General features: G+C 37.3%; 27 protein-coding genes. 12 read left to right on the top strand and 15 right to left on the bottom strand.

Features of this window, described 5'->3' with window-relative positions:
- The first annotated feature begins 6 nt into the window (after positions 1 to 6).
- On the top strand, positions 7 to 720 hold the full coding sequence (gene cmoA, locus AC5SLP_RS12590; RefSeq protein ID WP_495255583.1) for a carboxy-S-adenosyl-L-methionine synthase CmoA: 714 nt from the start codon (positions 7 to 9) through the stop codon (positions 718 to 720).
- 18 nt (positions 721 to 738) lie between these two features.
- On the opposite strand, the gene AC5SLP_RS12585 is transcribed toward cmoA, so the two are convergent.
- Genes AC5SLP_RS12585 through AC5SLP_RS12570 form a run of 4 tightly spaced genes read right to left on the bottom strand, consistent with a single transcriptional unit; the run spans position 739 to position 4665 of the window.
- A complete protein-coding gene (locus AC5SLP_RS12585) occupies positions 739 to 1005 on the bottom strand; it encodes a hypothetical protein (RefSeq protein WP_495255507.1) in 267 nt (88 codons plus the stop codon).
- 4 nt (positions 1006 to 1009) lie between these two features.
- Positions 1010 to 2035: a DHH family phosphoesterase gene (locus AC5SLP_RS12580; protein ID WP_495255506.1), complete on the bottom strand. Its 1026-nt coding sequence runs from the start codon at positions 2033 to 2035 to the stop codon at positions 1010 to 1012.
- A 26-nt stretch (positions 2036 to 2061) separates the two neighbouring features.
- Positions 2062 to 4251 (bottom strand): flagellar biosynthesis protein FlhA, encoded by a 2190-nt coding sequence (flhA, locus tag AC5SLP_RS12575; protein WP_495255505.1) that lies wholly within the window; start codon positions 4249 to 4251, stop codon positions 2062 to 2064.
- Positions 4252 to 4260: 9 nt separating this feature from the next.
- Positions 4261 to 4665, bottom strand: a complete 405-nt coding sequence (locus tag AC5SLP_RS12570; RefSeq protein ID WP_495255504.1) for an RrF2 family transcriptional regulator — start codon at positions 4663 to 4665, stop codon at positions 4261 to 4263.
- Positions 4666 to 4864: 199 nt separating this feature from the next.
- Here AC5SLP_RS12570 and rpsO point away from each other — a divergent pair, with 199 nt between their 5' ends.
- From rpsO to dnaK, 6 genes are all read left to right on the top strand, one after another.
- A complete protein-coding gene (gene rpsO, locus AC5SLP_RS12565) occupies positions 4865 to 5137 on the top strand; it encodes a 30S ribosomal protein S15 (protein WP_495255503.1) in 273 nt (90 codons plus the stop codon).
- A 340-nt stretch (positions 5138 to 5477) separates the two neighbouring features.
- Positions 5478 to 5726 (top strand): helix-turn-helix domain-containing protein, encoded by a 249-nt coding sequence (locus AC5SLP_RS12560; RefSeq protein ID WP_495255502.1) that lies wholly within the window; start codon positions 5478 to 5480, stop codon positions 5724 to 5726.
- On the top strand, positions 5723 to 5893 hold the full coding sequence (locus AC5SLP_RS12555) for a hypothetical protein (protein ID WP_495255501.1): 171 nt from the start codon (positions 5723 to 5725) through the stop codon (positions 5891 to 5893). Before AC5SLP_RS12560 ends, AC5SLP_RS12555 begins: the two co-directional genes overlap by 4 nt.
- A 170-nt stretch (positions 5894 to 6063) precedes the next feature.
- On the top strand, positions 6064 to 6867 hold the full coding sequence (locus tag AC5SLP_RS12550; protein ID WP_495255500.1) for an HrcA family transcriptional regulator: 804 nt from the start codon (positions 6064 to 6066) through the stop codon (positions 6865 to 6867).
- 3 nt (positions 6868 to 6870) lie between these two features.
- The gene (grpE, locus tag AC5SLP_RS12545) at positions 6871 to 7431 is read left to right on the top strand and encodes a nucleotide exchange factor GrpE (RefSeq protein WP_495255499.1); all 561 of its coding nucleotides are present in this window, start codon (positions 6871 to 6873) and stop codon (positions 7429 to 7431) included.
- A 111-nt stretch (positions 7432 to 7542) separates the two neighbouring features.
- Positions 7543 to 9426, top strand: a complete 1884-nt coding sequence (gene dnaK / locus AC5SLP_RS12540; RefSeq protein ID WP_495255498.1) for a molecular chaperone DnaK — start codon at positions 7543 to 7545, stop codon at positions 9424 to 9426.
- 83 nt (positions 9427 to 9509) lie between these two features.
- Here dnaK and ppk2 read toward each other — a convergent pair whose 3' ends face one another.
- Positions 9510 to 10346, bottom strand: coding sequence for a polyphosphate kinase 2 (gene ppk2 / locus AC5SLP_RS12535; RefSeq protein WP_495255582.1), 837 nt, complete (start codon positions 10344 to 10346; stop codon positions 9510 to 9512).
- Between the two features lie 156 nt (positions 10347 to 10502).
- Here ppk2 and dsbD point away from each other — a divergent pair, with 156 nt between their 5' ends.
- Together dsbD and AC5SLP_RS12525 are read left to right on the top strand one after the other, a co-directional pair.
- Entirely contained in the window at positions 10503 to 12239 is a 1737-nt protein-coding gene (gene dsbD / locus AC5SLP_RS12530; protein ID WP_495255497.1) for a protein-disulfide reductase DsbD, read from the top strand.
- 1 nt (position 12240) lies between these two features.
- Positions 12241 to 12531 (top strand): hypothetical protein, encoded by a 291-nt coding sequence (locus AC5SLP_RS12525; RefSeq protein ID WP_495255496.1) that lies wholly within the window; start codon positions 12241 to 12243, stop codon positions 12529 to 12531.
- Here the strand turns inward: AC5SLP_RS12525 and kdsB are convergent, their stop codons facing one another.
- From kdsB to AC5SLP_RS12495, 6 genes are all read right to left on the bottom strand, one after another.
- Positions 12532 to 13236, bottom strand: a complete 705-nt coding sequence (kdsB, locus tag AC5SLP_RS12520) for a 3-deoxy-manno-octulosonate cytidylyltransferase (RefSeq protein ID WP_495255495.1) — start codon at positions 13234 to 13236, stop codon at positions 12532 to 12534.
- A gap of 3 nt (positions 13237 to 13239) precedes the next feature.
- Positions 13240 to 14721: a threonine synthase gene (thrC, locus tag AC5SLP_RS12515; RefSeq protein ID WP_495255494.1), complete on the bottom strand. Its 1482-nt coding sequence runs from the start codon at positions 14719 to 14721 to the stop codon at positions 13240 to 13242.
- A 76-nt stretch (positions 14722 to 14797) separates the two neighbouring features.
- On the bottom strand, positions 14798 to 15622 hold the full coding sequence (gene argB, locus AC5SLP_RS12510; protein ID WP_495255581.1) for an acetylglutamate kinase: 825 nt from the start codon (positions 15620 to 15622) through the stop codon (positions 14798 to 14800).
- 69 nt (positions 15623 to 15691) lie between these two features.
- Positions 15692 to 16630, bottom strand: coding sequence for a tetraacyldisaccharide 4'-kinase (locus AC5SLP_RS12505; RefSeq protein WP_495255493.1), 939 nt, complete (start codon positions 16628 to 16630; stop codon positions 15692 to 15694).
- Positions 16623 to 17756, bottom strand: a complete 1134-nt coding sequence (locus tag AC5SLP_RS12500; protein ID WP_495255492.1) for a DegT/DnrJ/EryC1/StrS family aminotransferase — start codon at positions 17754 to 17756, stop codon at positions 16623 to 16625. The genes AC5SLP_RS12505 and AC5SLP_RS12500 overlap by 8 nt, the downstream gene beginning before the upstream one ends.
- Before the next feature lie 9 nt (positions 17757 to 17765).
- Positions 17766 to 18533, bottom strand: coding sequence for an NAD+ synthase (locus AC5SLP_RS12495; RefSeq protein ID WP_495255491.1), 768 nt, complete (start codon positions 18531 to 18533; stop codon positions 17766 to 17768).
- Between the two features lie 134 nt (positions 18534 to 18667).
- Here AC5SLP_RS12495 and AC5SLP_RS12490 point away from each other — a divergent pair, with 134 nt between their 5' ends.
- Positions 18668 to 19261, top strand: a complete 594-nt coding sequence (locus AC5SLP_RS12490; protein ID WP_495255490.1) for an MBL fold metallo-hydrolase — start codon at positions 18668 to 18670, stop codon at positions 19259 to 19261.
- Here the strand turns inward: AC5SLP_RS12490 and AC5SLP_RS12485 are convergent, their stop codons facing one another.
- From AC5SLP_RS12485 to AC5SLP_RS12475, 3 genes are read right to left on the bottom strand one after another with little or no spacing between them, the layout of a single operon-like run.
- Positions 19262 to 19819 carry a PaaI family thioesterase gene (locus AC5SLP_RS12485; protein WP_495255489.1) on the bottom strand — a complete coding sequence of 186 codons (558 nt, stop codon included), beginning with the start codon at positions 19817 to 19819 and terminating at the stop codon, positions 19262 to 19264.
- A gap of 42 nt (positions 19820 to 19861) precedes the next feature.
- Positions 19862 to 20761 carry a tRNA 5-methoxyuridine(34)/uridine 5-oxyacetic acid(34) synthase CmoB gene (gene cmoB / locus AC5SLP_RS12480; protein WP_495255488.1) on the bottom strand — a complete coding sequence of 300 codons (900 nt, stop codon included), beginning with the start codon at positions 20759 to 20761 and terminating at the stop codon, positions 19862 to 19864.
- Between the two features lie 5 nt (positions 20762 to 20766).
- On the bottom strand, positions 20767 to 20997 hold the full coding sequence (locus AC5SLP_RS12475; protein ID WP_495255487.1) for a hypothetical protein: 231 nt from the start codon (positions 20995 to 20997) through the stop codon (positions 20767 to 20769).
- A gap of 45 nt (positions 20998 to 21042) precedes the next feature.
- On the opposite strand from AC5SLP_RS12475, the gene AC5SLP_RS12470 reads away from it, so the two are divergent.
- Together AC5SLP_RS12470 and AC5SLP_RS12465 are read left to right on the top strand one after the other, a co-directional pair.
- Positions 21043 to 22332, top strand: coding sequence for a M20/M25/M40 family metallo-hydrolase (locus AC5SLP_RS12470; protein WP_495255486.1), 1290 nt, complete (start codon positions 21043 to 21045; stop codon positions 22330 to 22332).
- Positions 22333 to 22335: 3 nt separating this feature from the next.
- The gene (locus AC5SLP_RS12465) at positions 22336 to 22899 is read left to right on the top strand and encodes a thioredoxin family protein (protein ID WP_495255485.1); all 564 of its coding nucleotides are present in this window, start codon (positions 22336 to 22338) and stop codon (positions 22897 to 22899) included.
- A 43-nt stretch (positions 22900 to 22942) separates the two neighbouring features.
- Here the strand turns inward: AC5SLP_RS12465 and nth are convergent, their stop codons facing one another.
- On the bottom strand, positions 22943 to 23584 hold the full coding sequence (gene nth / locus AC5SLP_RS12460; protein ID WP_495255484.1) for an endonuclease III: 642 nt from the start codon (positions 23582 to 23584) through the stop codon (positions 22943 to 22945).
- Between the last annotated feature and the right edge of the window lie 40 nt (positions 23585 to 23624).

The following is a 23624-nucleotide window of genomic DNA, read 5'->3' as shown; positions in this document are numbered from 1 at the left end:
GGAAGCATTATGGACAAACTTTTTACAAAACCCATTCATAAACAATTTGAATTTGACGAGGATGTTGCCGTTGTATTTGACGATATGCTAGAACGCTCCATCCCTTTTTATAAAGAAGTGATTGACCTTACATGTAATTTTATCTGTTTACATGTAAAAGAGGGCGCTCATGTGGTTGATCTTGGTTGTTCAACTGCCAATACACTTTTAGCCTTGTATAAAAAAAGCAATAAGAGCTACCATCTTTTAGGCATTGATAATGCCGAAGCGATGTTACATTTAGCACAGCAAAAGATTCACGCCTATGGCGCTAAAATTGAGTTACAATCAGCAGATATTACAGAAGTTGCCTTGCGTGAGCAAGATGTCATTATCGCTAATTATATGCTTCAATTTATTAGGCCTTTGCAACGAACAGCTTTTGTAAAAAAAATCTATGACGCTTTAAATCCTGATGGGTTATTCATCTTTAGTGAAAAGATTGTTTTTGACGATAAAGTGCTGACCAAGCAGATGATAGACCTTTATTATAATTTTAAACGAGAACAAGGTTACAGTGATTTTGAAATAGCTCAAAAAAGAGAAGCACTTGAAAATGTTTTAATCCCGTATACGGAAGATGAAAACAAAGAGATGCTGAAAAATGCAGGTTTTTCAACAATAGAAACTATTTTTAAATGGGGAAATTTTGTGACTTTTGTGGCCAAGAAAAAGGGGTAAGCCCCTTTTTTTATGGTTTTATTTATGGAATAATTTAGGGTGCTTGGTTTTGAGGTACTCTATAACTTCAATTACCTCTTCAAAGCCCATCTCTGAATCATCATCTTCGTCTTCAAAGACTTCATCGATACTTTTAATATAAAGGTCGATTGCTTTAGGAATTTCTTCGTTTTTTACGCCGGCAAAATGCAGAGCCGCACCTAACATATCGGCAAGTTGCATTGCCATTTCTTCAATTTCTACTTCTGCTTTTTCCAGTGCTTTTTGAAGTTCTTTGGTATCCATTGGGTTATCCTTTTGATGAGATAATTGTCATAATTTGCGCTCGAATAGCATCATAGATAAAAGCATCTTTGAAATTGCTGAGAAGCCCGCCACTGGCATTATGATGACCCCCGCCATTGGCAAGATGCGCTGCCATCTTACTGACATCCACTTTGCCGCTTGAGCGAAGACTAATGGTTTTTTTAGAGGTCACATCCATAAAAAAGTCAAAGTCGGGATTAGCGACTAGAAAGTCGTTGCCGATGATCGAAACATTACCGATGTTGTAAGTTAAAATCCCTTTATAGTCTTTGTAATTGATTTGCATGCGCTCTTTATTATTGGTGAGTAAAATGACATTATAAGCAGAGACAAGATTGCTTAACGTGTTATTGCATGTGGTTGTAAAAAAGGCTTTTTTAATGCCGTGAATAGCGTCGTCTAAGGCGATATGAGCCTCTTTACATGTAAAGTACGTTTGTGCTTGCTGAAGCAGAGAAAATATATAAGCAGTGTTCTCTTTGGGGAACATGATTTTATTGACTTCTTTAGCACCGCTAACCATGCCCATACAGACTTTTCCCAACTCAAAAGAAGGGTCATTCTCGAGCCATATATCAACAGCATTGACCACGTTTACAAAGGTACTAAGCTTCTCGTCTGTACCATAGAGTGCGCTAAAGAAATCATAAGTGATTTTGGTCGCACATCGGTTGGAATCAAGATAGTACCATTCAAAGGCATCCGCGCACTCTTGACCCGATTTATGATGGTCTAAGAGCAATAACATAATCTCTTTATCGCAAATATTCACTTTTGCTTCAAACTCTTTGGCTTGATCCATCGTAAGATTCAAATCGGTAATTAAAATAACATGTTTTTGCTCTGAAGAGGCCTGAATGACATCTAAAATCTGGTTGAAACATTCATTGATCTCTTTACCATAATTTGAGTTATAAAAGCTGATTGATTGAAAATAGTGTGCACTCACCATCATACAGCCATAACCATCCAAATCGGTATGTGAGAGGTGGTGTAATTGATAATCCATAAATATCCTTAAATACGTAGTGTTTATTATAATTTGTCGATTTCGATAGAACCCATCACTTCAAATTTTGATGTAGAATCAATTTCTGCATGTGATAAGACAACAATTTCTAAGCCAAATTTTTCGAAAATATCCGAGAGTGATTTTCGAAGCAGAGGATCCACAATGATAAGAACTGGGGCTATACCTTTATGCAAGAGCTTGGCTGCTTCATCACTACACGCTTTAACGAGTGTGTTGATTTGCCCAATATTGAGTACCAAATCTCGTACTCCATCACGTTCCCGTAATGCATCTAAAAGCTTTTGTTCGGTTGCCGCATTGAATGTGAGCAATTTTAAATAACCATTGTCATCTTTATAGAGTTTTGTGATAACACGCGCAAGTTTTGCACGAACTTGTTCGACAATAATCGAGACATTTTTAGTCACTTCTGCCACATCGCTGATGGTTTCAATTACCGTGAGAAGGTCTTTAATCGGAATTTTTTCATGTAAAAGAGCTTTAAGAACTTTTTGAATGAGTCCCACGTTGGCAACTTTAAGACAATCAGCCACAACAACAGGATAATCTTTTTGCAATTTATCAATCAAACTTTGAACTTCTTGACGGGTGAGAAGCTCTTCAGCATACTTCTTAATCAATTCGCTTAAATGCGTTGAAATAACCGTTGCAGGATCAACCGTTGTGTACCCTTTAATGATGGCATCTTCTTTAGCATTGGCTTCTATCCAAATAGCATCCAGTCCAAAAGCGGGCTCCTTGGTTGGAATACCTTGTACTTTATCAATAGTAAGACCGCTGTCCATTGCCAAAAATTTGTCAGGATAGATTTCGCCGCTGCCGATTTCAATACCTTTAAGAAGGAGTTGATAATGATTCGGTGCCAAATGCAAGTTATCACGTATGCGTACTTGTGGAATCAAATAACCAAAATCTGCTGCAATTTTACGACGCATACTTTTGACACGATCTAACAAATCTCCACCTTGTGCGGGGTCTGCTAGCTTAATGAGTTGGTACCCTAAGTCGAGCTCTAAGATTTCTAATTTGAGAATGTCATTAAGGGCGGTTTCCTCTTCTTTACGAAGCTCCTCAGGTGATTTTTTGGGTGCTTGAGCTGCTTGCGTTGCTTGGGCTTCTTGTTGCGCTTTTTGTGTTGTCGCGGAGGCTGATGCAAAGAATTTTTGCAATGAAAAGTGACCATCGTGTGTCTGCTTCATCAAATAAGCAAGACCTAAAAAGATAAATCCGACAAAAGCGAGTGACAGGGTCGGAAGACCTGGAACAAGAGCAAACATAACCAAGATAAAGCCCACGATAGCAAGCGTTTTATAATCTCCAAAGAGTTGATTGACAGCACCATCTGAAAAGCTTTCTTCATCAGCTTTGTTAGCACGGGTAATAATAATACCGGTTGCTGTTGAACTAATAAGAGCAGGTAATTGTGAGACCAATCCATCGCCAATCGTTAAAATGGTATATGTTTGTGCGCTTGTGGCAAGATTAAGGTCGTGTTGGAAGGCACCGATTAAAAAACCACCGATAATGTTGATAATAGTGATAATAATGCCCGCAACGGCATCTCCTTTAACAAACTTACTCGAACCGTCCATCGCTCCGTAAAAATTGGCTTCTTGGATAATCTCTTCACGACGTTTTCGTGCTGATTTTTCATCAATCAGTCCTGCATTAAGGTCAGCATCAATCGCCATTTGCTTACCCGGCATCGCATCGAGGGTAAAACGTGCCGCAACCTCTGCAACCCTTGTAGAACCCTTGGTAATAACCATAAAGTTAATCAAAACTAAAATTGAAAAAACAATAATACCAATAACGTAATTTCCACCTACGACAAATTGACCAAAACTCGAGATAATTTCGCTTACGGCATCAGGTCCTAAATGTCCATTCGTTAAAATCATTCTGGTCGTTGAGATATTGAGCGCCAAGCGGTACAACGTGATAATTAAAATGAGTGTTGGAAAGGTTGTTAAATCCGTAGGGCGTGGAATATAAAGCGAAATTAAAATGATTAATACAGAAACTGATAAAGAGATCACTAGGAAAAAATCGAGTACAGGACTAGGTAGAGGGACGATAATAATAGCCAAAATAGCAACAATAAAGACCACAACGGTCAGGTCTTTTGATTTGGTTATTGGCTCTAAATAGGGGATAATACGCTTGAGTAACTCATTTTGATTTTTTGCCAATAAATGCCTTTAAGCTTCGATAATATCTTTGAGTGTCATATTATCCAAAAATTGGTCAATTTTAGTTTGAAGTTTGTTTAAAATAGGCCAAACGCGACAAAAATTTCCTTTTCCTCCCGGGCATTTTTGTGAGGAGGGTGAACATTCAAAAACCATGGTCTGCTTTTTTTCTGCGCATTCTACAATCATCTTAAGTGTTAAATCTTCTGGTTTTCGAGCAAGCATAAATCCACCGTGGGCTCCTTTAAACGAAGAGAGAATATTTTCTTTTGCCAGTGCTTGTAGAATTTTTGCTAGGAAACTTTTTGAAATACCAAGTTGGTTCGATAGTGTATCAACATCTTGTGGGCTATTTTTTTGTGCAATAATAATTAATGAAAGTAGCGCGTATTCACTCGCTTTGGTTAATAGCATCGTCCATCCTCTAATAGTTTCATAATAAAGTTAAATAAGAGAAATATTGTACTAAATAATTGTTAGAATTTGCTTTAATCGTTAAGCTAGTTATACAAGGCATTTGCTAAACTTATATTCATTTAATATTTAATTTTGGTTTTTTTAGATAGAATTTCGGGCTTTTAAAAGCAAATATATTACCAATCAGGAGGTCATCATGGCTTTAGGTTCGGCGGAAAAACAAGCAATTGTTAGTCAGTTTGGCAGAAAAGAAGGAGATACAGGTTCTCCAGAAGTACAAATCGCGCTTCTTTCAAAAAGAATCAGTGATTTAACGGGACATCTTAAGATCAATGCAAAAGATCACTCATCAAGACTCGGACTTCTAAAATTAGTAGGTCAACGCAAACGTTTAATGCAATATCTTAAAAGAAAAGATTTTGCAACATACAGTAAAGTGATTAAAGAACTTTCTATTAGAGATAAATAGTCACATACTTTATTCGATATATTTAGGATGAGGCAACTCATCCTTTCCTCTTTTTCCCCTCTATCGTTACATTTTCACCTTTTCTCAGCACATGAATCCTATGACGTATGTTTTTCCTTCATTTTATTATGACCTTAATACTTATTAATAAACTATATAATATTAATTTTTATACAAAAAACCGTATAAAATATATATAAAATGTTTATTAAATAAAAAAAACGTATAAAATACTTATTTTAAAGATAAAAATGTAGAAAAACGTATTTTTTAAGATATAATAACTTATAAAATATCGTATTTATGTATAATTAAACCAGCCTTGGCTAGAATCATTGTCATGAAAACAAACGATATTTTTAATCTCCTTCATAATGCTGTTGAATCAAAATTCATGGGAAAGAAGATTTCTCAGCGTGAAATGGCAGATAAACTTGGCGTATCAATGCGAACGTATCAAGATTGGAGATTGGGCAATTCCAATCCTCAAGCAGCATCAGCAATATTTAAAATGCTTGGTGAACTTGATGAAGATGATGCTTTGCGTTTGATTAAACGTATTGTAAAAGATATTAAGGATGAAAAATGAGTACATTGTCACAAAATGAACGAAAAGCTTTAAATGATATCTTTGTTTCCATCACGGAAAAAGAGACTCTCTTTTCAAGAATGAAAGAGACTAAAGGCGAGTTCAAACACCTTTTAAAACTTCTTTTTATGCGCAATAAAAAGCGAATCAAACACCCCGTACGTTAATTTTATTTTCTTCCTTATCCTTTATCCTCTTCTATCATTCCTCCATGATTTAATGCATTGTTATTACCGTTTAACACTTCCTCTGCCCGAATTCTTTTAACTATTACTTGACAACATTACACTCAATGTTGTATAATTTCATCAGCAATTAAACATTAAGAGTGCTAAAAATGAAAAAACCTTCCAAGCAAGAGTTGATTTTAGAATCGATTATTCAAGAATATTTAAAATCAAAAATGCCTATAGGTTCATCTGAACTGCAGATGAAGATGACATTAGGTATTTCACCATCAACTATTCGTATCTATTTTAAAAAACTCTCTGATGAAGGCTCATTAGTACAATTACATGTCAGTAGCGGGCGTGTACCTACCTTGCGAGCTTTACAAGGGTATTGGCAAGAAAAAATTGATACATCACACCCCGTAACCATCAAAAATATTGATAGAATTAAACGTTCAACCAATGAACATAACCTGTTTTGCATTGTTGAAAAAAGCGCTGAAGCAATGCTTAAAGAGATTGTAAGTGTTCAAAATCGTTTTTTACTTTTGGTATTTGATGGGCATGAAGTTGTTTTAAAATACAATATTAAAGTAGAGCAATTTCTCAATCGTTTGGTTGGTTGTAAAATGCGAGAGCTCAAAGACATTTCAGCACAAGTGGGGCTCTATGAATTACATGAAAAGCTTTCTGCAATCTTTTTACAAGCACCTATTCTCAAAGAGGGTGAACGCGAGATGTATGCTATTGCACAAGAGTTACAAAATGATACTTTTATAGAACGGTTTCAAACATTGCATTTTATTGAATCGATTGATGATGGGCTTTATTTTGGCGGATTTATTCCCGAAGGGTGTATGGCAGTCAAACAAAAGGTTCAGCTTAAAGATGAAGCTTCTAATGCTGAAATGTTCTGTTTTGGTCGCATTGAGAGCGATTTTGAAGATTTTTTTAATCAAGTTAAGGAGTAACATGTGGATGACAAACTAAAAGAAGAACAGATTCCAAAGGAATCTGAGGCAATACCCTCGGAAGAGTGCTGCGAAAACAGTGATGACGAAGCGTGTTGTGAACCCAATGAAATGGAACAACTTCAATCCAAAGTAGCTGAACTTGAAGATAAGTATTTAAGAGCTAATGCAGATTTCGATAACATGAAACGTCGCTTAGAAAAAGAAAAGATGCAAGCTATTTCATACGCTCATGAAGTATTTGCACGTGATTTATTACCAGTGATTGACTCTTTAGAAATGGCGATTCTTGCTGGCAATAACAATGAAGTAGAAAGCGCAGAGCTTTTAAATAAAGTCAAAGAAGGCTTAGAATTAACGATTGAGCAATTTCGAAAAGCCTTCGAGAAGCATGGCGTTGAACTTGTAGATATTGAAGGTGCTTTTGATCCAAACTTTCATGAAGCAGTGATGCAATTAGAGAGTGATGAGAAACAAAGTGGTGAAATTTTACAAGTGTTTCAAAAAGGCTATAAAATCAAAGACCGTATTTTAAGACCAGCAATGGTGAGTATCGTAAAATAAAAAGTTAAGTTTCTGCTGGCTTTGTCAGCAAGCTTCAGTGCCGAGAGGCTAACGTGGCCAAAAGAAGCTTTGCTTTGTTGGCGTGTCAAAAATTAATAAAAGGATAAAAAAATGGGAAAAGTAATTGGTATCGATTTAGGAACAACAAACTCGTGTGTATGTGTTTATGAAAGAGGTGAAAGTAAAGTTATCCCGAATAAAGAGGGTAAAAACACAACGCCTTCCGTTGTTGCATTTACCGATAAAGAAGAGGTTCTTGTCGGTGATACAGCAAAACGTCAAGCCGTCACCAATCCAAAAAGAACCATCTATTCTATCAAAAGAATTATGGGTCTTATGAGTAACGAAGACAAAGCAAATGAAGCTAAAAAGCGTCTTCCATATGCCGTTGTAGACAGAAATGGTGCATGTGCGATTGAAATCGATGGTAAAGTTTATACACCACAAGAGATTAGTGCGAAAGTATTAATGAAATTAAAAGAAGATGCAGAGAGTTTCTTAGGTGAAGAAGTAACTGACGCGGTTATCACCGTTCCTGCATATTTTAATGATAGCCAAAGAAAAGCAACAAAAGAGGCTGGTACGATTGCAGGTTTAAATGTACTTCGAATTATTAATGAGCCAACAGCAGCAGCTCTCTCTTATGGTTTAGATAAAAAAGAGGCTGAAAAAATCGTTGTTTATGACTTGGGTGGTGGTACATTTGACGTTACCGTTCTTGAAACAGGTGATAATGTTGTTGAAGTTTTGGCAACCGGTGGTGATGCATTCTTAGGTGGTGATGACTTTGATAACCGCTTAATCGATTGGTTGGTTGCAGAATTTAAAAATGAAAATGGCATTGACCTTAAAGCGGATGTTATGGCACTTCAAAGACTTAAAGAAGCGGCTGAGAATGCGAAAAAAGAGCTCTCTTCTTCGAATGAAACTGAGATTAACTTGCCATTTATTACAGCAGATGCAACAGGTCCAAAACACTTGGTTAAAAAACTTACGCGTGCAAAATTTGAGTCTATGATCGAAGATTTAGTAGCGCTTACTATTAAAAAAATCAAAGAAGTTGTTAATGACTCTGATTTGAAAAAAGCTGAGATTAAAGAAATTGTTATGGTTGGTGGTTCAACCCGTGTTCCTCTCGTTCAACAAAAAGTAAAAGAATTCTTCGAGAAAGAACTGAACAAATCTGTGAACCCTGATGAAGTTGTCGCCATTGGTGCAGCCATTCAAGGTGCGGTTATTAAAGGTGATGTCAAAGATATTCTTCTTTTAGATGTTACGCCTCTAAGCCTTGGTATTGAGACGTTGGGTGGCGTTATGACAAAACTCATCGAAAAAGGCACAACGATTCCTGTTAAAAAATCTCAGGTATTCTCAACAGCGGAAGATAACCAACCAGCGGTTACCATTCATGCGCTACAAGGCGAGCGTGAGTTTGCAAGAGATAACAAATCACTCGGTCAGTTCAATCTTGAGAGCATCCCACCAGCGCCTCGTGGTGTACCTCAAATCGAAGTTGCGTTTGACATCGATGCAAATGGTATCTTAACTGTTTCAGCAAAAGACAAAGCAACCGGTAAAGCGCAAGAGATTAAAATTTCTGGTAGCTCAGGACTTGATGATGCAGAAATCGAGAGAATGGTCAAAGATGCAGAATTGCATAAAGAAGAAGATAAAAAACGTAAAGAAGCGGTTGATGCAAGAAATCAAGCAGATGCATTAGCACATCAAACAGAAAAATCGTTAAGTGAGATGGGCGATGCAATTGGTGCTGAAGATAAAGCTAAAATTGAAGCAGAACTCAAAGCACTTAAAGATGTTTTGGCGAATGAAAGTGCAACAAAAGACCAAATTGATGCGAAAGTAAAATCGTTAAGTGAAGCAAGCCATAAACTTGCAGAAGCAATGTATAAAAAAGAGCAGGGTGGTGCAGCAGGTGGCGCTGAACAACCAAAAGCTAAAAAAGATGATGATGTCATCGACGCTGAAGTAGAATAATCTTCTAAGCTCTTCAATCCGTTTGAACGGATTGAAGAGTTCTTTCATTTGCCTCTAAAATAATATTACATGTAAATAATATTTCAACCATTTAAATGTGATAAATTTTCATTTGGTAAGCTTTTTTCCATAATTTCTATCTCCTCTTTGCCTGTTCTAATGATTTCTTTATCACATGCTAATTTTTTGTTTTTAATTTTATTGGGGTACTCGACATTGCGTAAAATATGACGAATTGTATTGAGCCGTGCTTTTCGCTTATCGTCAGACAAAACAATCGTCCATGGACAACGAGGGTTATTGGATGCTAAAAGCATCGAATACTTAGCGACGGTGTATTGGTCCCAAAGTTCTTGTGATTTTTCATCGACAGGAGAAAGTTTAAACTGCTTAAGAGGATCCGTCTTACGCTCTTTAAAGCGTTTTGCTTGTTCTTCTTTACTGACTGAAAAATAGAATTTAAATAAAAGAATCCCAGAATTTGCAAGCATCGTCTCAAATTTGGGAACTTCTCTTAAAAACTCTTTGTGTTCTTCTTGTGTACAAAAGCCCATCACGGGTTCGACACCCGCTCGATTGTACCAAGAACGATCAAAAAGTACGATTTCACCTGCTGAGGGTAAGTGCTGCGTGTAGCGCTGAAAATACCATTGGCTTTTTTCCGTATCGGAGGGCTTTGAAAGTGCGACAATGCGCGCACCACGAGGATTGAGATGCTCTGTGATACGTTTTATGGTACCACCTTTCCCCGCGGCATCACGTCCTTCGACAAGAATCAACACTTTAAGACCTTTGTCTTTAACGTGATTTTGAAATTTGAGTAATTCAATTTGAAGAGTTTTGAGTTCTTTTTCATATTTTAGTTCGCTTTTTTTAACCCAAATTTGTATCTTACCATTGCTATCTGAGTCTTTAGCCATCACTACTTCTTCATTTTGAAGTGTGATTTTTTCTTTTTTCTTTTTGCCCATGTACACTCCATTTTGAGATATCACTCTCTAGAAATCGTATTAATTTAAAAAAGATTTAGAGGGAGATTGGATACAATAAAAAATTATTTTAGTAAAGGCTATTTAGTGCGATATATTATAAAATATTTTACCTTGGTTTGTTTCCTCCTTTTTGGTTCACTGCATGCAATAGAGAAACCGACATTTATAACGCCAGAAGAGGCTTTTAAAGTTAGTGCTATTCAAGATGCAGAAAGCATTAAAATACAGTTTGATATTCATCAAGGTGTTTATTTATACGATGATAAGATAAAAATTGAATTGGTAGAACCCAAAAAAATTGATTTAACGCCTTCTATTAAAAGACCTCCTGCCGAAAATTTCCATGATTATATGACACAGAGAAAATCATTTGAGTTGATAGTTCCACAAGCGTTATTGCATCAATACAGTCCAAAAGGTTCCTTTACACTAAAAGTTTCATACCAAGGATGTGCGGAAGCAGGGATTTGCTATCAGCCACTCTCTACACAATTTAGTTTTCCTAAAAAAGGAAGTGCAGCATTATCAGAACAAGAAGGTATTGCGGCACAATTGGCTAGCGGAAATGTTGCCTTCGTTTTACTGAGCTTTTTTGGTTTTGGCTTACTTCTTTCTTTAACACCATGCGTATTTCCGATGATTCCTATTCTCTCTTCCATTATTGTATCGCAACCGAGTGTTTCAATGGGTGCTAAAAAAGGTTTTTTACTCTCTTTGATTTATGTATTAGCCATGTCCTTAGCTTACACGATAGCAGGGATTTTAGCAGCCCTTTTTGGTGCAAATTTACAAGTTTCCATGCAAAATCCATGGGTGATTAGTCTCTTTAGTGCTATTTTTGTTTTATTAGCACTTTCCATGTTTGGTTTTTATGAGATTAAAATGCCTAATTTCATTCAAAATAGAGTCAATAAAAAATCAGGTGAAGCGCAAGCACAAGGTGTTATTGGAATTGCCATTATGGGATTTTTATCGGCTTTGATTGTAGGACCGTGCGTTGCTGCCCCTCTTGCAGGCGCATTGATATATATTGGACAAAGCGGAGATGCTCTTTTAGGCGGTACTGCATTATTCGTTATGAGCCTTGGGATGGGAGCGCCACTCTTACTTATTGGTACAACAGCCGGGCGTTATATGCCGCGTCCTGGTGTATGGATGCAAAATATAACAGCTTTTTTTGGCGTACTGCTTTTAGGCGTCGCTATTTGGATGCTTTCACGCATCTTACCCGGTAATGCAACGATGGCATTATGGATGTTACTTGTGATCTGTTCTTCCATCTATTTTGGCGCATTAGAGCCTTTTGTTTCCACAACGCGTGGGTGGCAAAAACTCTTGAAAAGTTTTTTATTTATCATCTTGCTTTATGGCATCATGCTCTTTTTTGGTCTTCTCAGCGGTGCGACCAATCCCTTGATGCCTTTGGAAAAATTGACGCTTAAAACAAATACGCACGAGAATGTAACAAAGAGTATTTTTAAAAAAGTAAAAAACTTAGAAGAACTGACAAAGACATTGAAAGCATCTGAGCAAGTAGTCATGCTAGATTTTTATGCTGATTGGTGTGTTAATTGCATTGAGTTTGAACAATTTACCTTTTCGGATCCAAGGGTTAGAGCAAAACTCGCATCCTTAACGCTTTTGCAAGCAGACGTGACAAAAAATAGTGACGATGATAAAGTTTTACAAAAAACATTTAATATCTTTGGTCCACCAGCAATTTTATTTTTTAAAAATGGGAAAGAAATCAGCGAGCTACGTTTAGTAGGGTATAAAAATGCCGATGAGTTTTTGGCACATCTTGAAAAATTAGGACTGTAATATGGAAGTTGTTTTAATTGTTGAAGTTCAAGGGTTAAAAGATCAAGACGTATTTGAAAAGCATTTAAAAAAAGAGGGATTTACCCCAATTCCGGATGAAGTGTTTGCGTATCATGGTACAACAACAACGCATCTTTTTAGTACACGTGCTTTCATTTTAGAAGTAGTTGAAAAGGGATTGAAAAAAGCAGGATTTGATACATGTAAAATTATTTTCCAAGTTGGAGAAAACCCAATGGAAGCGTATCTTTTCCATCAAGAAAAAGATACGTTTGAGCAAGTTTCTGTTTAACTACGCAAAAAAGGCTAAAGCTTTCTCCAAATCTTCGGGCGTATCAATACCAAAGCTTTGACTTTGAACTTCTACCATTGCGATTTTATATCCGTGGTAGAGAGCTCGAAGTTGTTCTAATTTCTCGATATGCTCTAAAGGTGCGTTGGGGAGTGCACAAAAAGTTTGGAGTGATTTTTTGCGAAATGCATAAATACCTAAATGCCCAAAATAATCTTCAAATCCACCCTCTCTATCATAGGGAATCGGGCTGCGCGAAAAATAGATTGCATGATGGTTTGCATCTAAAATGACTTTGACGAGATTGGGGTCTTTTACATGTAAAAGATCAATTTTCTTGCAAGCACTAGTAATCATAGCATCGCTTTGTTTGGCGCGTTCAATAACGCTTCTAACGACACTTTCTTCAATAAAAGGTTCATCGGCTTGGACATTCACAATAATTTCATCATCCTGAAGATTCAACTTTGACGCTGCTTCATTGATTCTATCGGTACCGCTTTGATGATTTTGTGATGTTAAAATCGCTTTAAACCCATAATTTTGCGCCAAAGTGACGACTTCATTTGTATCGGCTGCAATGGTGACATTATCAATAGCTTGAACACGCTTTGCTGTGGCAATCACCATAGGAATGCCATGAATATTTGCCAAGATTTTATTGGGAAACCGTGTTGAGGCAAGTCTCGCGGGAATAATAATCATACCTTAACCTTTTGTATTTAAAAACGTAAAAATTTCAGCTTCAATTTTATTTTTTTCAACGACTTTATCATGAACAATAGGCTGTTCAAAAAGCGCATGAATAGATTCAGGAATTTTTACATGTAAAGCGGAACTAATGCCATCCAATGCTTCTTTATCGGTGTATTTTGTTCTATCTTCTTTAATGGCATTGAGCATGGTTGGAGCAAATTTTGTCCACTCTGCGGTTGAACAAAGCACACTCGGCAATGGTTTTCTTTTAAGCACTTCATATGCTTTGAGGCACGTTGCTGTATGTGGGTCCATCACATACCCTTGATCGGCAAAGTGTTTAATCGTCTGTTTTCCAAAGGTATCATCGCAATAGACAGCATCGAAATCTTCACGTAGAAGCGTTAATTCTTCTGGTGTGAGTGTGTACATCTTTTCATTTTTGAGAGAGTCCATCAGCTCTTTGGTACGATGCGCTCCCAATTTATCAAATAAAACACGTTCAACATTGGACGAAATAAGAATATCCATCGCAGGAGAAGTTGTTTGAAGGAGCGTTCGATGGCGCAAATCGTAAACGCCTGTGTTGATAAGGTCGGTCAAAATATTGTTGATATTGGACGCAATGAGAATTTTCTCAATGGGTAAGCCCATTTTTTTTGCATAATAAGCACCCAATGCATTTCCAAAATTGCCACTCGGTACAATGGTATAAAAAGGATCGCCCACGGTGACTTTATTTTGTTTGAGGAGTGCAATATAGGCATACACATGATAAATAATTTGAAAGATAATGCGACCAAAATTGACTGAATTAGCCGCACTTAATTTAATATGGCGTTCATTAAGCGCTTCTTTAAAGCTGGTTGAGGCTAAGAGAGATTTTAATGCATTTTGCGCGTCATCAAAATTACCGTGAATACCAATAATTTTTAGATTTTGGCTTTTTTGTGTGGTCATTTGTAAGCGTTGTACATCGCTTGTTCCACCATCTGGATAGAGACAAACCACTTTGATGTTGGGCTTGTTAGCGAACGTGTCTAAGGTTGCAGGACCGGTATCTCCGCTGGTTGCTGCTAAAATAAGGTATTGTTCGTTTATCTTTTTGGCCAAATGCGAGAGAATAGAACCAAAAGGTTGTAATGCCATATCTTTAAAAGCACGCGTAGGACCATGGTAAAGTTCATTGACAAAAAGGTCCTCTTTAATTTGGCTTAGGGGTGTTGGTTCACTCGGATTATCAAAATGATCGTACAGAGCAACGGCTTTTTGTAAGACCTCATCTTCAATATCAATGTTAAAAAGCTTTAAAATCTCTAGTGTAATTTCTTTATAACTTTTGGTTCGTGCATTTTCTAAAAACGTTTTATCAATGCTTGGAAGAGATTCTGGAACATACAAACCGCCAAAGCTTGCACTTGGGTTTAAAATAGCAAATGAAAAGGGAACTTTATCTGGTTTGATACCATCATTTCCACGAGTTTCGATAAACATAAATTTCCTTATTTATTTTCTATGATGCTAAAAAAGCAAAGCTCTTTAAGCTACGTTAGCCACAAAGGCACTACATTTAGTTTGATTCTTTAATAATCGTACCAATGCCATCTTTTGTAAAAAGCTCTAATAAAATAGAGTGTTCAACACGTCCATCGATGATATGAGCACACTCAACGCCACCTTTGATGGTCTCTAAACACGCATCCAATTTTGGAATCATGCCGCCACTGATTGTGCCGTCTTTTTTTAGTGCTTTTATTTTAGCCCTATCGAGGCTGGAAATTAAATTGCCTTCTTTATCCAAAACACCTGGGGTATCTGTGAGAAAAATGATTTTTTTCGCTTGTAAGGCGACGGCTATTTTACTTGCGGCGAGATCAGCGTTGATGTTATAGCCAGGGTGGTCAGGATTGTCTCCAGAAGCGATAGGTGCGATGACCGGAACAAATTTTTCTCGAATCAGATGTTTGAGCACTTTTTTATCAATTTTGGTAATATCACCGACCAATCCATAGCGTCCATCGTCCATGGGTTTTGCATGCATGAAGTTGGCATCTTTACCCGTAATACCAATAGCCTTTGCGCCATGATGGTTTAAAAGTGTTGTAATCTCTTTGTTAATGCTACCGCTTAAGACCATTTCGACAACTTCCATCACTTGGTCATCCGTGACGCGAAGACCATCTACAAAATTGCTTTTTACTTCTAGTTTATCTAACAAAGCATTGATTTTTTTTCCACCGCCATGAACGATGATCGGTTTAATGCCGACAAGATAGAGTAAAACGATATCTTTTGCAAATTGTTCTTTCAGTTCTGGGTTGATTTGTGCCGCACCGCCATATTTAATGACAATTTTTTGTTTATTAAAGTGTTTGATGTATGGCAATGCATCCATCAAGATTTGTGCTTGTTGAATTTTATGTTGCACGATGCATCCTTTGAGGATATATTAAGAAGATTTATTTTAGCGTTTAGGAGCTAAAAATGCGTTTATTTTTGCAAAAGTCTCTGGAAATATCTCAATATCGAGTTTTAAAATAGAAAGGGGGATATCGAAAGTTGCCATCTTGACAGCATCTTTTTGTGTGGTTAAAATAGAGGTTGCTTGGTGAGTATGCAAGAGGGTTTCAAGCTCTTTTTCATTGTACATGTAATGATCTGGAAAGCTTACTTTTGCAATTACGTTTTCAGGTAAATACGCATCCAATCGACTGGGTTTAGAAATAGCTGTGACCAGCAGCATTTTAGAAGTAGGTGCGCTAACATTGACATGACGTTTGAAATCATCACCTTCTGTAATAACTATGTCAGCTTTTTTATATAAAAAACGAGGTTCCCTATACGGTCCACTTGGAAGACAAAAACTATTTTTAGGCTCTGGGTTTGGTTTCATTAGAATGTCAATTTTGGCAATATTGCTCTTTGAGAAACCGTCGTCTAGAAAAATAATTTTCACACCTCTTTTTTTTGCAAAACGAATCGCTTCTATACGATCTTCGCTTACAATGACCGTTGCTTGAGGAAGTGATTTTGCGTAAAGCATCGCTTCATCTCCGCTTGCCATTGCATCGCACATAATTTGTCCTTGGTCCGATACTAAAATCAAGCCGTGTGATTTACGACCATACCCTCGTAAAATGATAGCAACATCTTTGAATTTCGTTGCTAATGCAATGCAAAAAGGTGTTTTTCCATTGCCGCCAACGGTGAGATTTCCAATGCTAATAATAGGAATCGATGAAACAAATTTATTTTTTTCTCCTTGAAACCGTTTAAAAAGTACAATACTGCAATAAATGGCCGTTAAAGGAAGAAGTAAGAAGGAGAGAATTCGTTGAAAGAGTGATTTTGGGTAGAAGAGGTACTCTTCTACCCAAAAAACAAATTTTGAGCTTTTAAACACGATTTTTAGCAATCTCTTTGATATGATCGCAAATATGATGAATGTCTTTATCGCTCAAACTTGAATAAATAGGCAATGAAAGAATTTGTTGATAGTTACTGAGTGCTTTTGGAAAATCATTGACACGTAGGTTGTATTTATGTTTGTAATAGCTCAATAAATGCAATGGTATAAAATGAAGACCTGTGTAAATACCTCTTTCTTTGAGCTCTTTTGCAAAATTGTCGCGGTTTTTGTCAATTTTGATAATGTATTGTGCATAAATATGGTCACGTTTTTTAATCGGCGTAGAAACATGAGGGCATGATGCTAACTCTTTGTTGTAGATGTCGGCAATTTCCATTCTTCTTTCAATAAAATCTTCATTTTTTTCTAGTTGCCCGATTGCAAAAGCGGCATTGAGTTCATTTAGGTCATATTTAAGACCAATATCAATAACATCATAGACATAACCGATGTTACCGAATTTATCCCAACCTTCACCTACGATAGCGTGGTTGCGAAGAAGACGAGCACGTTTGCTCAGCTCTTCATCTTTTGTTGTCATCATTCCTGCACTTGAAATAGAGTAATTGGATTGTGGATTAAAACGAAAAACGGTAATGTCAGCCTCAAGTGAACCAATTTTTTTACCATTATAGTTTGCACCCAGAGCTGCTGTTGCATCTTCAACGATTTTTATATCATAATGTTTTGCCAATTCATAAATGCGTCCTAAATCAGCAGGTTGTCCAGCAATGTGGCTGATGAAAGCACCTTTGAGTTTTTTGGCTTTATTGTTTTTGAGAACGCTCTCTAGTTGGTCTACATCAATATTGAAATCATCTTTGTCGATATCAACAAAAATAGGCTCTGCATCAAAATGTCGCACCACTTCTGCAACTGACGGGAATGCATTGACTGAGCAAATGATTTTATCCCCACGTTTAAGATCAAGCGCACACATCGCAAGATGCATTGCTGCAGTACCATTGACAGTAGAGATAGCATCCCCACATCCTGTATACTTGATAAACTCTTTTTCAAGCGTTTCAACCTTATTGGCCTTTTCTAGGTCTAAAACTTCATTAATGAGTGTTCTTTCTCGATTGTCAATATAAGGTTTGTAAAATGGTATCTCTTTCATATAGTTCCTTTATTTGATTGCATTTAAATTAGCGATAGTGGGGAGTTTCCCTTTAAAACGATTGCTCTCGATGCGTTCGAGTGTCATCTCTACAAGCTCTCTATCAAACCCCGATGCGATTAACGCAGCTTTATCTTTTTTCTCTTCGATGTGGGCGTAGAGTACTTTATCAATTTGAGCATACGTAAAGCCAAATTCGCCTTCATCGCTTTGGTCTTCCCATAAATCAGCAGAAGGTGCTTTGGTTAGAATAGATTCAGGAACACCAAGGTAAGCAGCAAATTCAAATATTTCTGTTTTATAAAGTTCCCCAATAGGATTAATAGCACATGCAAGATCACCAAAAATAGTACCGTAGCCTAAAAGAATTTCGCTTTTATTGCCTGTGCCTAAAACGAGGGCGTTTTCACGTGCTGAGATATCATAAAGTACTGACATTCGCATGCGGGCGCTAAAGTTACCGATACGAAGTTTGGATGCATCAGGATGATTTTTGAAGTAAGTATCAACCAATGGTCCAACAGGTACTTTTTCAACCCTAATACCAAATTTTTGACAAAGTTCTGCTGCATGTTCAAAGCTTGCACTGCTAGATGTAGACGATGGTAACATAAGACCTAAAAGATTATTTTGAAAAGCTTTATGTGCTAAAACAGCGACAACAGCAGAGTCAACACCACCACTGATGCCTAAAACGACTTTTGAAAAACCCGCCTTTTTAACTTCATCTTTTAAAAATTGAACTAAAAAAGTTTCTAATGATTGGTATTTATTCACGGTGGCAACCTCATGGAATAATTTGAACTAGAACTAATTATACTAAACTTAAAATTAATGCATTCTTTTAAGCTTGTAAAGCAAAATAAGATGAGATGTGTTACACTAAAAAAAATAATTTAAAGAAGTGATGTATGGAAATTATTAATAGAGCGTGTGGTGCTTATGGAACGAATTGTTATATCGTGAAAATAAATGATAAAGAAATTATTATTGATCCTGGAATGGACTCGGTGAATTGGGTTGTGCGTAATGTTAAAAACCCTGTTGCTATTTTAAACACGCACGGTCATTTTGATCATGTGTGGAGTAACGCGGAGCTTGTTTCAAAATTTCACATTCCATTGTATGCTCCTAAAGGAGACTGCTTTATGCTTGAAAGTGACCCTTTTGGGCAAGGAACGCCTCCCAGTCATGCGGATGTTGTTGTCGAGGGTGATGTGGCTTTTGATATTGCAGGTATTGCCGTACGGTTTTTGCATTTTCCAGGACATACGCCAGGTTGTAGTGCTATTTTAATTGAAAATGCACTTTTTAGCGGTGATTTTATTTTTCATAATTCGATAGGTCGGTATGATTTTCCATACAGTAGCGCTGATATGATGCACCAAAGTTTGGAAAAATTCCTCAAACTTGAAAGTAATTGGGATGTTTTTCCAGGACATGGTGATAGAACAAGCGTCAAAGCCGAACAAAAAAATGTACCGTATTGGCTTAATTTTTTTTAGTTAATACGAAGTAAGTTCTTTGGGACTAAAGTTAGCTTGTAGTTCATCCAACTTGGTCTCTAAGATATGATGTTCTAATAAAACAGCTTGAAATACGCCTTCAAATACTTTGATTTCATTGATGATTCCAATGACCTTAATCTCTCTTTTACGCGCTTCTTCAAATCTACCTTTTGCTTCAAAGGTGATGATGTCACCTAAACGTGCCGGGGCAAAAAATTTGGAACGACACCCGATAATCACGACGTTTTCTTCATTAATTGCACACACAGCCGCGTATTCGGCTGCACCGAAAATAAAGCCATTATGAACAAGTCCTAGTTCATCAACGGTCATATCGTGTGTTGTTTGTAAAATAACTTTAGCACCGCTTTTAGAAAGCGCGGTTAGATTACCGACATAAATATTTTTAATTTTTTGATGGGTTTTTAGGTTATCGTGCAAATCACTGGATGCATCTTCGAGTGAGGTGTCCTCACTGTTTTCCTCTAACTCGTCATCATAGGTTGCAACATTATCAATCATATCTTTGACCAAACCTAATTTACTCTTTGCCATGAGGCGTCCTTCTTCATATGTGTTTTAGGCAAATCGACTATTTTAACGTTTTGCTTTAACGTAAACACGTTTGGGTGCAGGATACCCCTCAATCGTTAATTCTGGATTGGCTGGGTCTAAAAAGTTTTCCAAGCTTTCCCCATAAATCCAGTCTGTTTTACGTTGTTCAGTCGCATCTGTTTTTTTGATTTCCAGCAATTCTATCTCTTTAAATTTTGCGCGCTCTAACCAATTGCGAAGAGCTGAAATTGTTGGTATAAAATAGACATTGGGTATTTTAGAGTATGTTTTGGAAGGTGCTAATGCGACAGGGGTATCGCCTTCTATCATAAAGGTATCTAAAATCAGTTCTCCATCTGCATTCAGCCCTTGATAGAGTGATTTGAGTGTAGCAATAGGATCACTTCGGTGGTACAAAACACCCAAACAGAAGAGTGTATCAAATTTATGTTCGTAAAAAGGAAGATGCTCAACACCAAGCAGTTCATAGACAATATCGCTTTGAATAAAGTGGTTGATGAAATCAAATTGTGTTTTATACAAAGCGGATGGGTCGAATCCAACGAGTTTTTTAGGCTTTTGTGAAAGCATGCGAAACAGATAGTAGCCATTATTACAGCCAATGTCGCCTACAATTTTACCTTCAAGATTTACATGTGGTTCTAAAAGATTGTATTTGATAAAACTTTGCCATTCGGTATCAATAAAGGTATCAAAAAGTTCAAACGGGCCTTTGCGCCACGGCTTTAATGCTACGGCACACTCTTTGATGATTGCTTTGATTTCTGGTTTTACATGTAAAGCATTGATGGTGACACAATCTCCAAGGGTTGTAACGCACTTTTTGATGTGTGGCAACGCGGCAAGTCGTTCACGAAGGGGCTTAATATCTTTCCACTCTAGCCAGGCTAGACGTTCTTTTCGTAGGTTTTCTAAATCCATGGGTTCTATTCAAAAAGCCTTTTAGTTGTATCGACGCTTTTATCAATTCCTTTTTTAACACCATCGGTAACGGTTTTATACTCAACAAGGTTTTCATCGCACTCTTTGTGGTAAATGCCCATGCCATCATAATACTCTTTGCAGTCATTATAATAGCGGCCCGATACACCTCTGTCGTTGAAATAGAGGCAACCTTGAAAAAGAAAAAGTGGTATAAGAATTAATATTGTTTTCATGGCGCGTATAATACCATTTCGGTTATAAAATAATCAAGGGTTCTTATGGAGCGCATTTTAGAGCATTTTAAAGCTATTACGAAGATACCCCGTTGTAGTTATCATACAACGGCAATGAAGGCACATATTATTGCATTTGCACAAAACTTGCACTTTAATATTATAGAAGATGACGTCGGCAATATTCTATGCTCCAAGGGAAAGCCGACTTTATGCTTGCAAGCACATTACGATATGGTGTGCATCGGTGATACATCGCATATAGAATTAATTCAAGAAGGTTCGCTTTTAAAAGCACGCCATTCGACATTGGGTGCCGATAACGGTATGGGTATTGCCATGATGTTTTGGGCGATGGAGCAGAATGATGACCTTGAGTGCCTTTTTACGGCTGACGAAGAGGTCGGATTGATTGGTGCGATGCATTTTTCTCACCCTCTGCAAGCTCATTATCTCTTAAATCTTGATGCAGAAGAGGCAGGTGATATTTACATTGGCTGTGCAGGCGGTGTTGATGTTATTGCTTCCATGAAACTGGATTATATTCCTTTAGACAAAGACATGTATGTTTATGAGATTCATGCGTTTGATTTTTTAGGAGGGCATTCGGGGGTCGATATTGATAAAAAAATTCCTTCTGCTCTAAAAGCTTTAGGCTATGAACTGTTAAAGCATAATATTCAGTTAATCTCCCTTGAAGGCGGCGATAGGCGCAATGCTATTCCCAAAAGTGCTACGGCAATTGTTGCTACGCAAACTCCCTTGGTGTGCGAAGATTCTCGTTTACATGTAAAGGCTTTAGAACAAGGCTTGTATACGCACTCCTTAGCGCAATCGTCTGCAATTATTCATGCGTTAGGTGCCTTTGCTCAAGGGGTGAGGGCATGGGATAGAGCGCTTGATATCCCTTCTGTGAGTATCAATTTGGGTGTGGTAACGCAAAAAGAGAATACCTTACGCTGTGATTGTGCGGCACGTGCTATGGATGATGCAAATTTGGCTATACTAGCACATGAAACAATGGCTTTTTTTAAAGCATTAGGATTTAGCGTCTCTCAAGAAGGGTGGCATGGTGCATGGAAACCAGAAGTCAGCTCTTTTGCCCATACCGTGCAAGATGCAATGAAAGAAGTGTATCACGATGCTTCATTTAAGGCGATACATGCTGGGTTAGAGTGTGGCGAGTTGATTTTACATCAGAAAAAGAAAATTGAAGCTGTCTCCATAGGACCTACGATTCGCTATCCGCATTCATTAAGAGAAGAATGTGACTTAAATTCTGTGTATAATATTGCATCGATTGTTCAAAAAATAATTACCACGTATAAGGATTAGACTATGGCACTGATTGAATCAGCACCTATTGCACTAGGAACACCATTAGAACATTTTCAATTAGAAGATCCAGAAGGTAATATTTATCAGAGTGCAACACTCTTTGGAAAAGGGGGCTTTTTGATTGCCGTGATGTGTAATCATTGTCCTTATTCAAACGCCATTTGGAAACGTTTGGTCGCCGTAGCGGAATTTGCTAAAAAACTGGATATTACAACCGTAGCGATTAATCCCAATATTCATCCCAATTATCCAGAAGATTCACCGGCTCATATGCTCGATAAAATCAAAGAGATGGCAATAGACTTTCCGTATTTGATTGATGAAAAACAAGCCGTCGCTAAAAGCTTGGGCGCAACATGCACACCGGATTTATTTTTATTTGATAGTGAGCAAAAGCTCTATTACCATGGGAGATTGGATGATAATTGGCAAGATGCACGTAGCGTAAAAGAAGAAGAGTTGCGTGAGGCTATCATGCTGTTATTTAGTAAACAAGATGCCCCTGCAACACAACACCCCTCCATGGGATGTTCCATCAAATGGATTGATACCGTCACGGGTTAAGATGTAAATTCATTGGTCTTAATTAATGCGTTACCATCTTTGTTTAAACTTTAAAGCTTTGTGTCGTTTTGCAGTATTCTTTTAAAAAGCAATCGTCGCAAAGCGGCTTAATAGCCTTACACGTATATCTTCCAAACAGTACCATGGCTTGGTGTAAAATATCCAAGTCACTTTGAAAAATTTTTGTAAGCTCTTCTTCGGTTTTAATAGCTGTTTTGGCTTGTGATAATCCCAAGCGGTGCGCAACGCGAAAAACATGTGTATCCACTGCCATTAAATTCGCTTTTGCATATTCAATCATCACCACATGCGCTGTTTTTTGTCCGACACCTGCTAATGAAACCAATTGGTGCTCATCTAATGGAATTTCTCCTTGATACTCCTCAACAACTTTTTGTGCCATTTTAAGAAGATTGACCGCTTTGTTATTAAAAAAAGAGCATGAGTTAATAAAAGATTTAATGTCATCGAGATTTGCTTTTGAAAGTGCTGTGACATCAGGATAGCGTTCAAATAAAGCGGGTGTGATGAGGTTTACACGTTTATCAGTGCATTGGGCTGAGAGCATAACGCAGACCAATAATTCGTATAAGGAACTATACTTTAGTTCCGTAACCGCTTTAGGATAGTTCTCTAAAAAAAGTGCTTTAATCCGAGCAATTTCTGCTTTCGTAGCTTTTTTCATTGACAACCTTGTTTTTTTTCGAAGAATTATAGCGACAATC

The organism is Sulfurospirillum sp. E15m (genome assembly GCF_059415145.1).
Note: the sequence above shows the minus strand (reverse complement) of the source record. Positions and strands in the feature narration are given on the sequence as shown.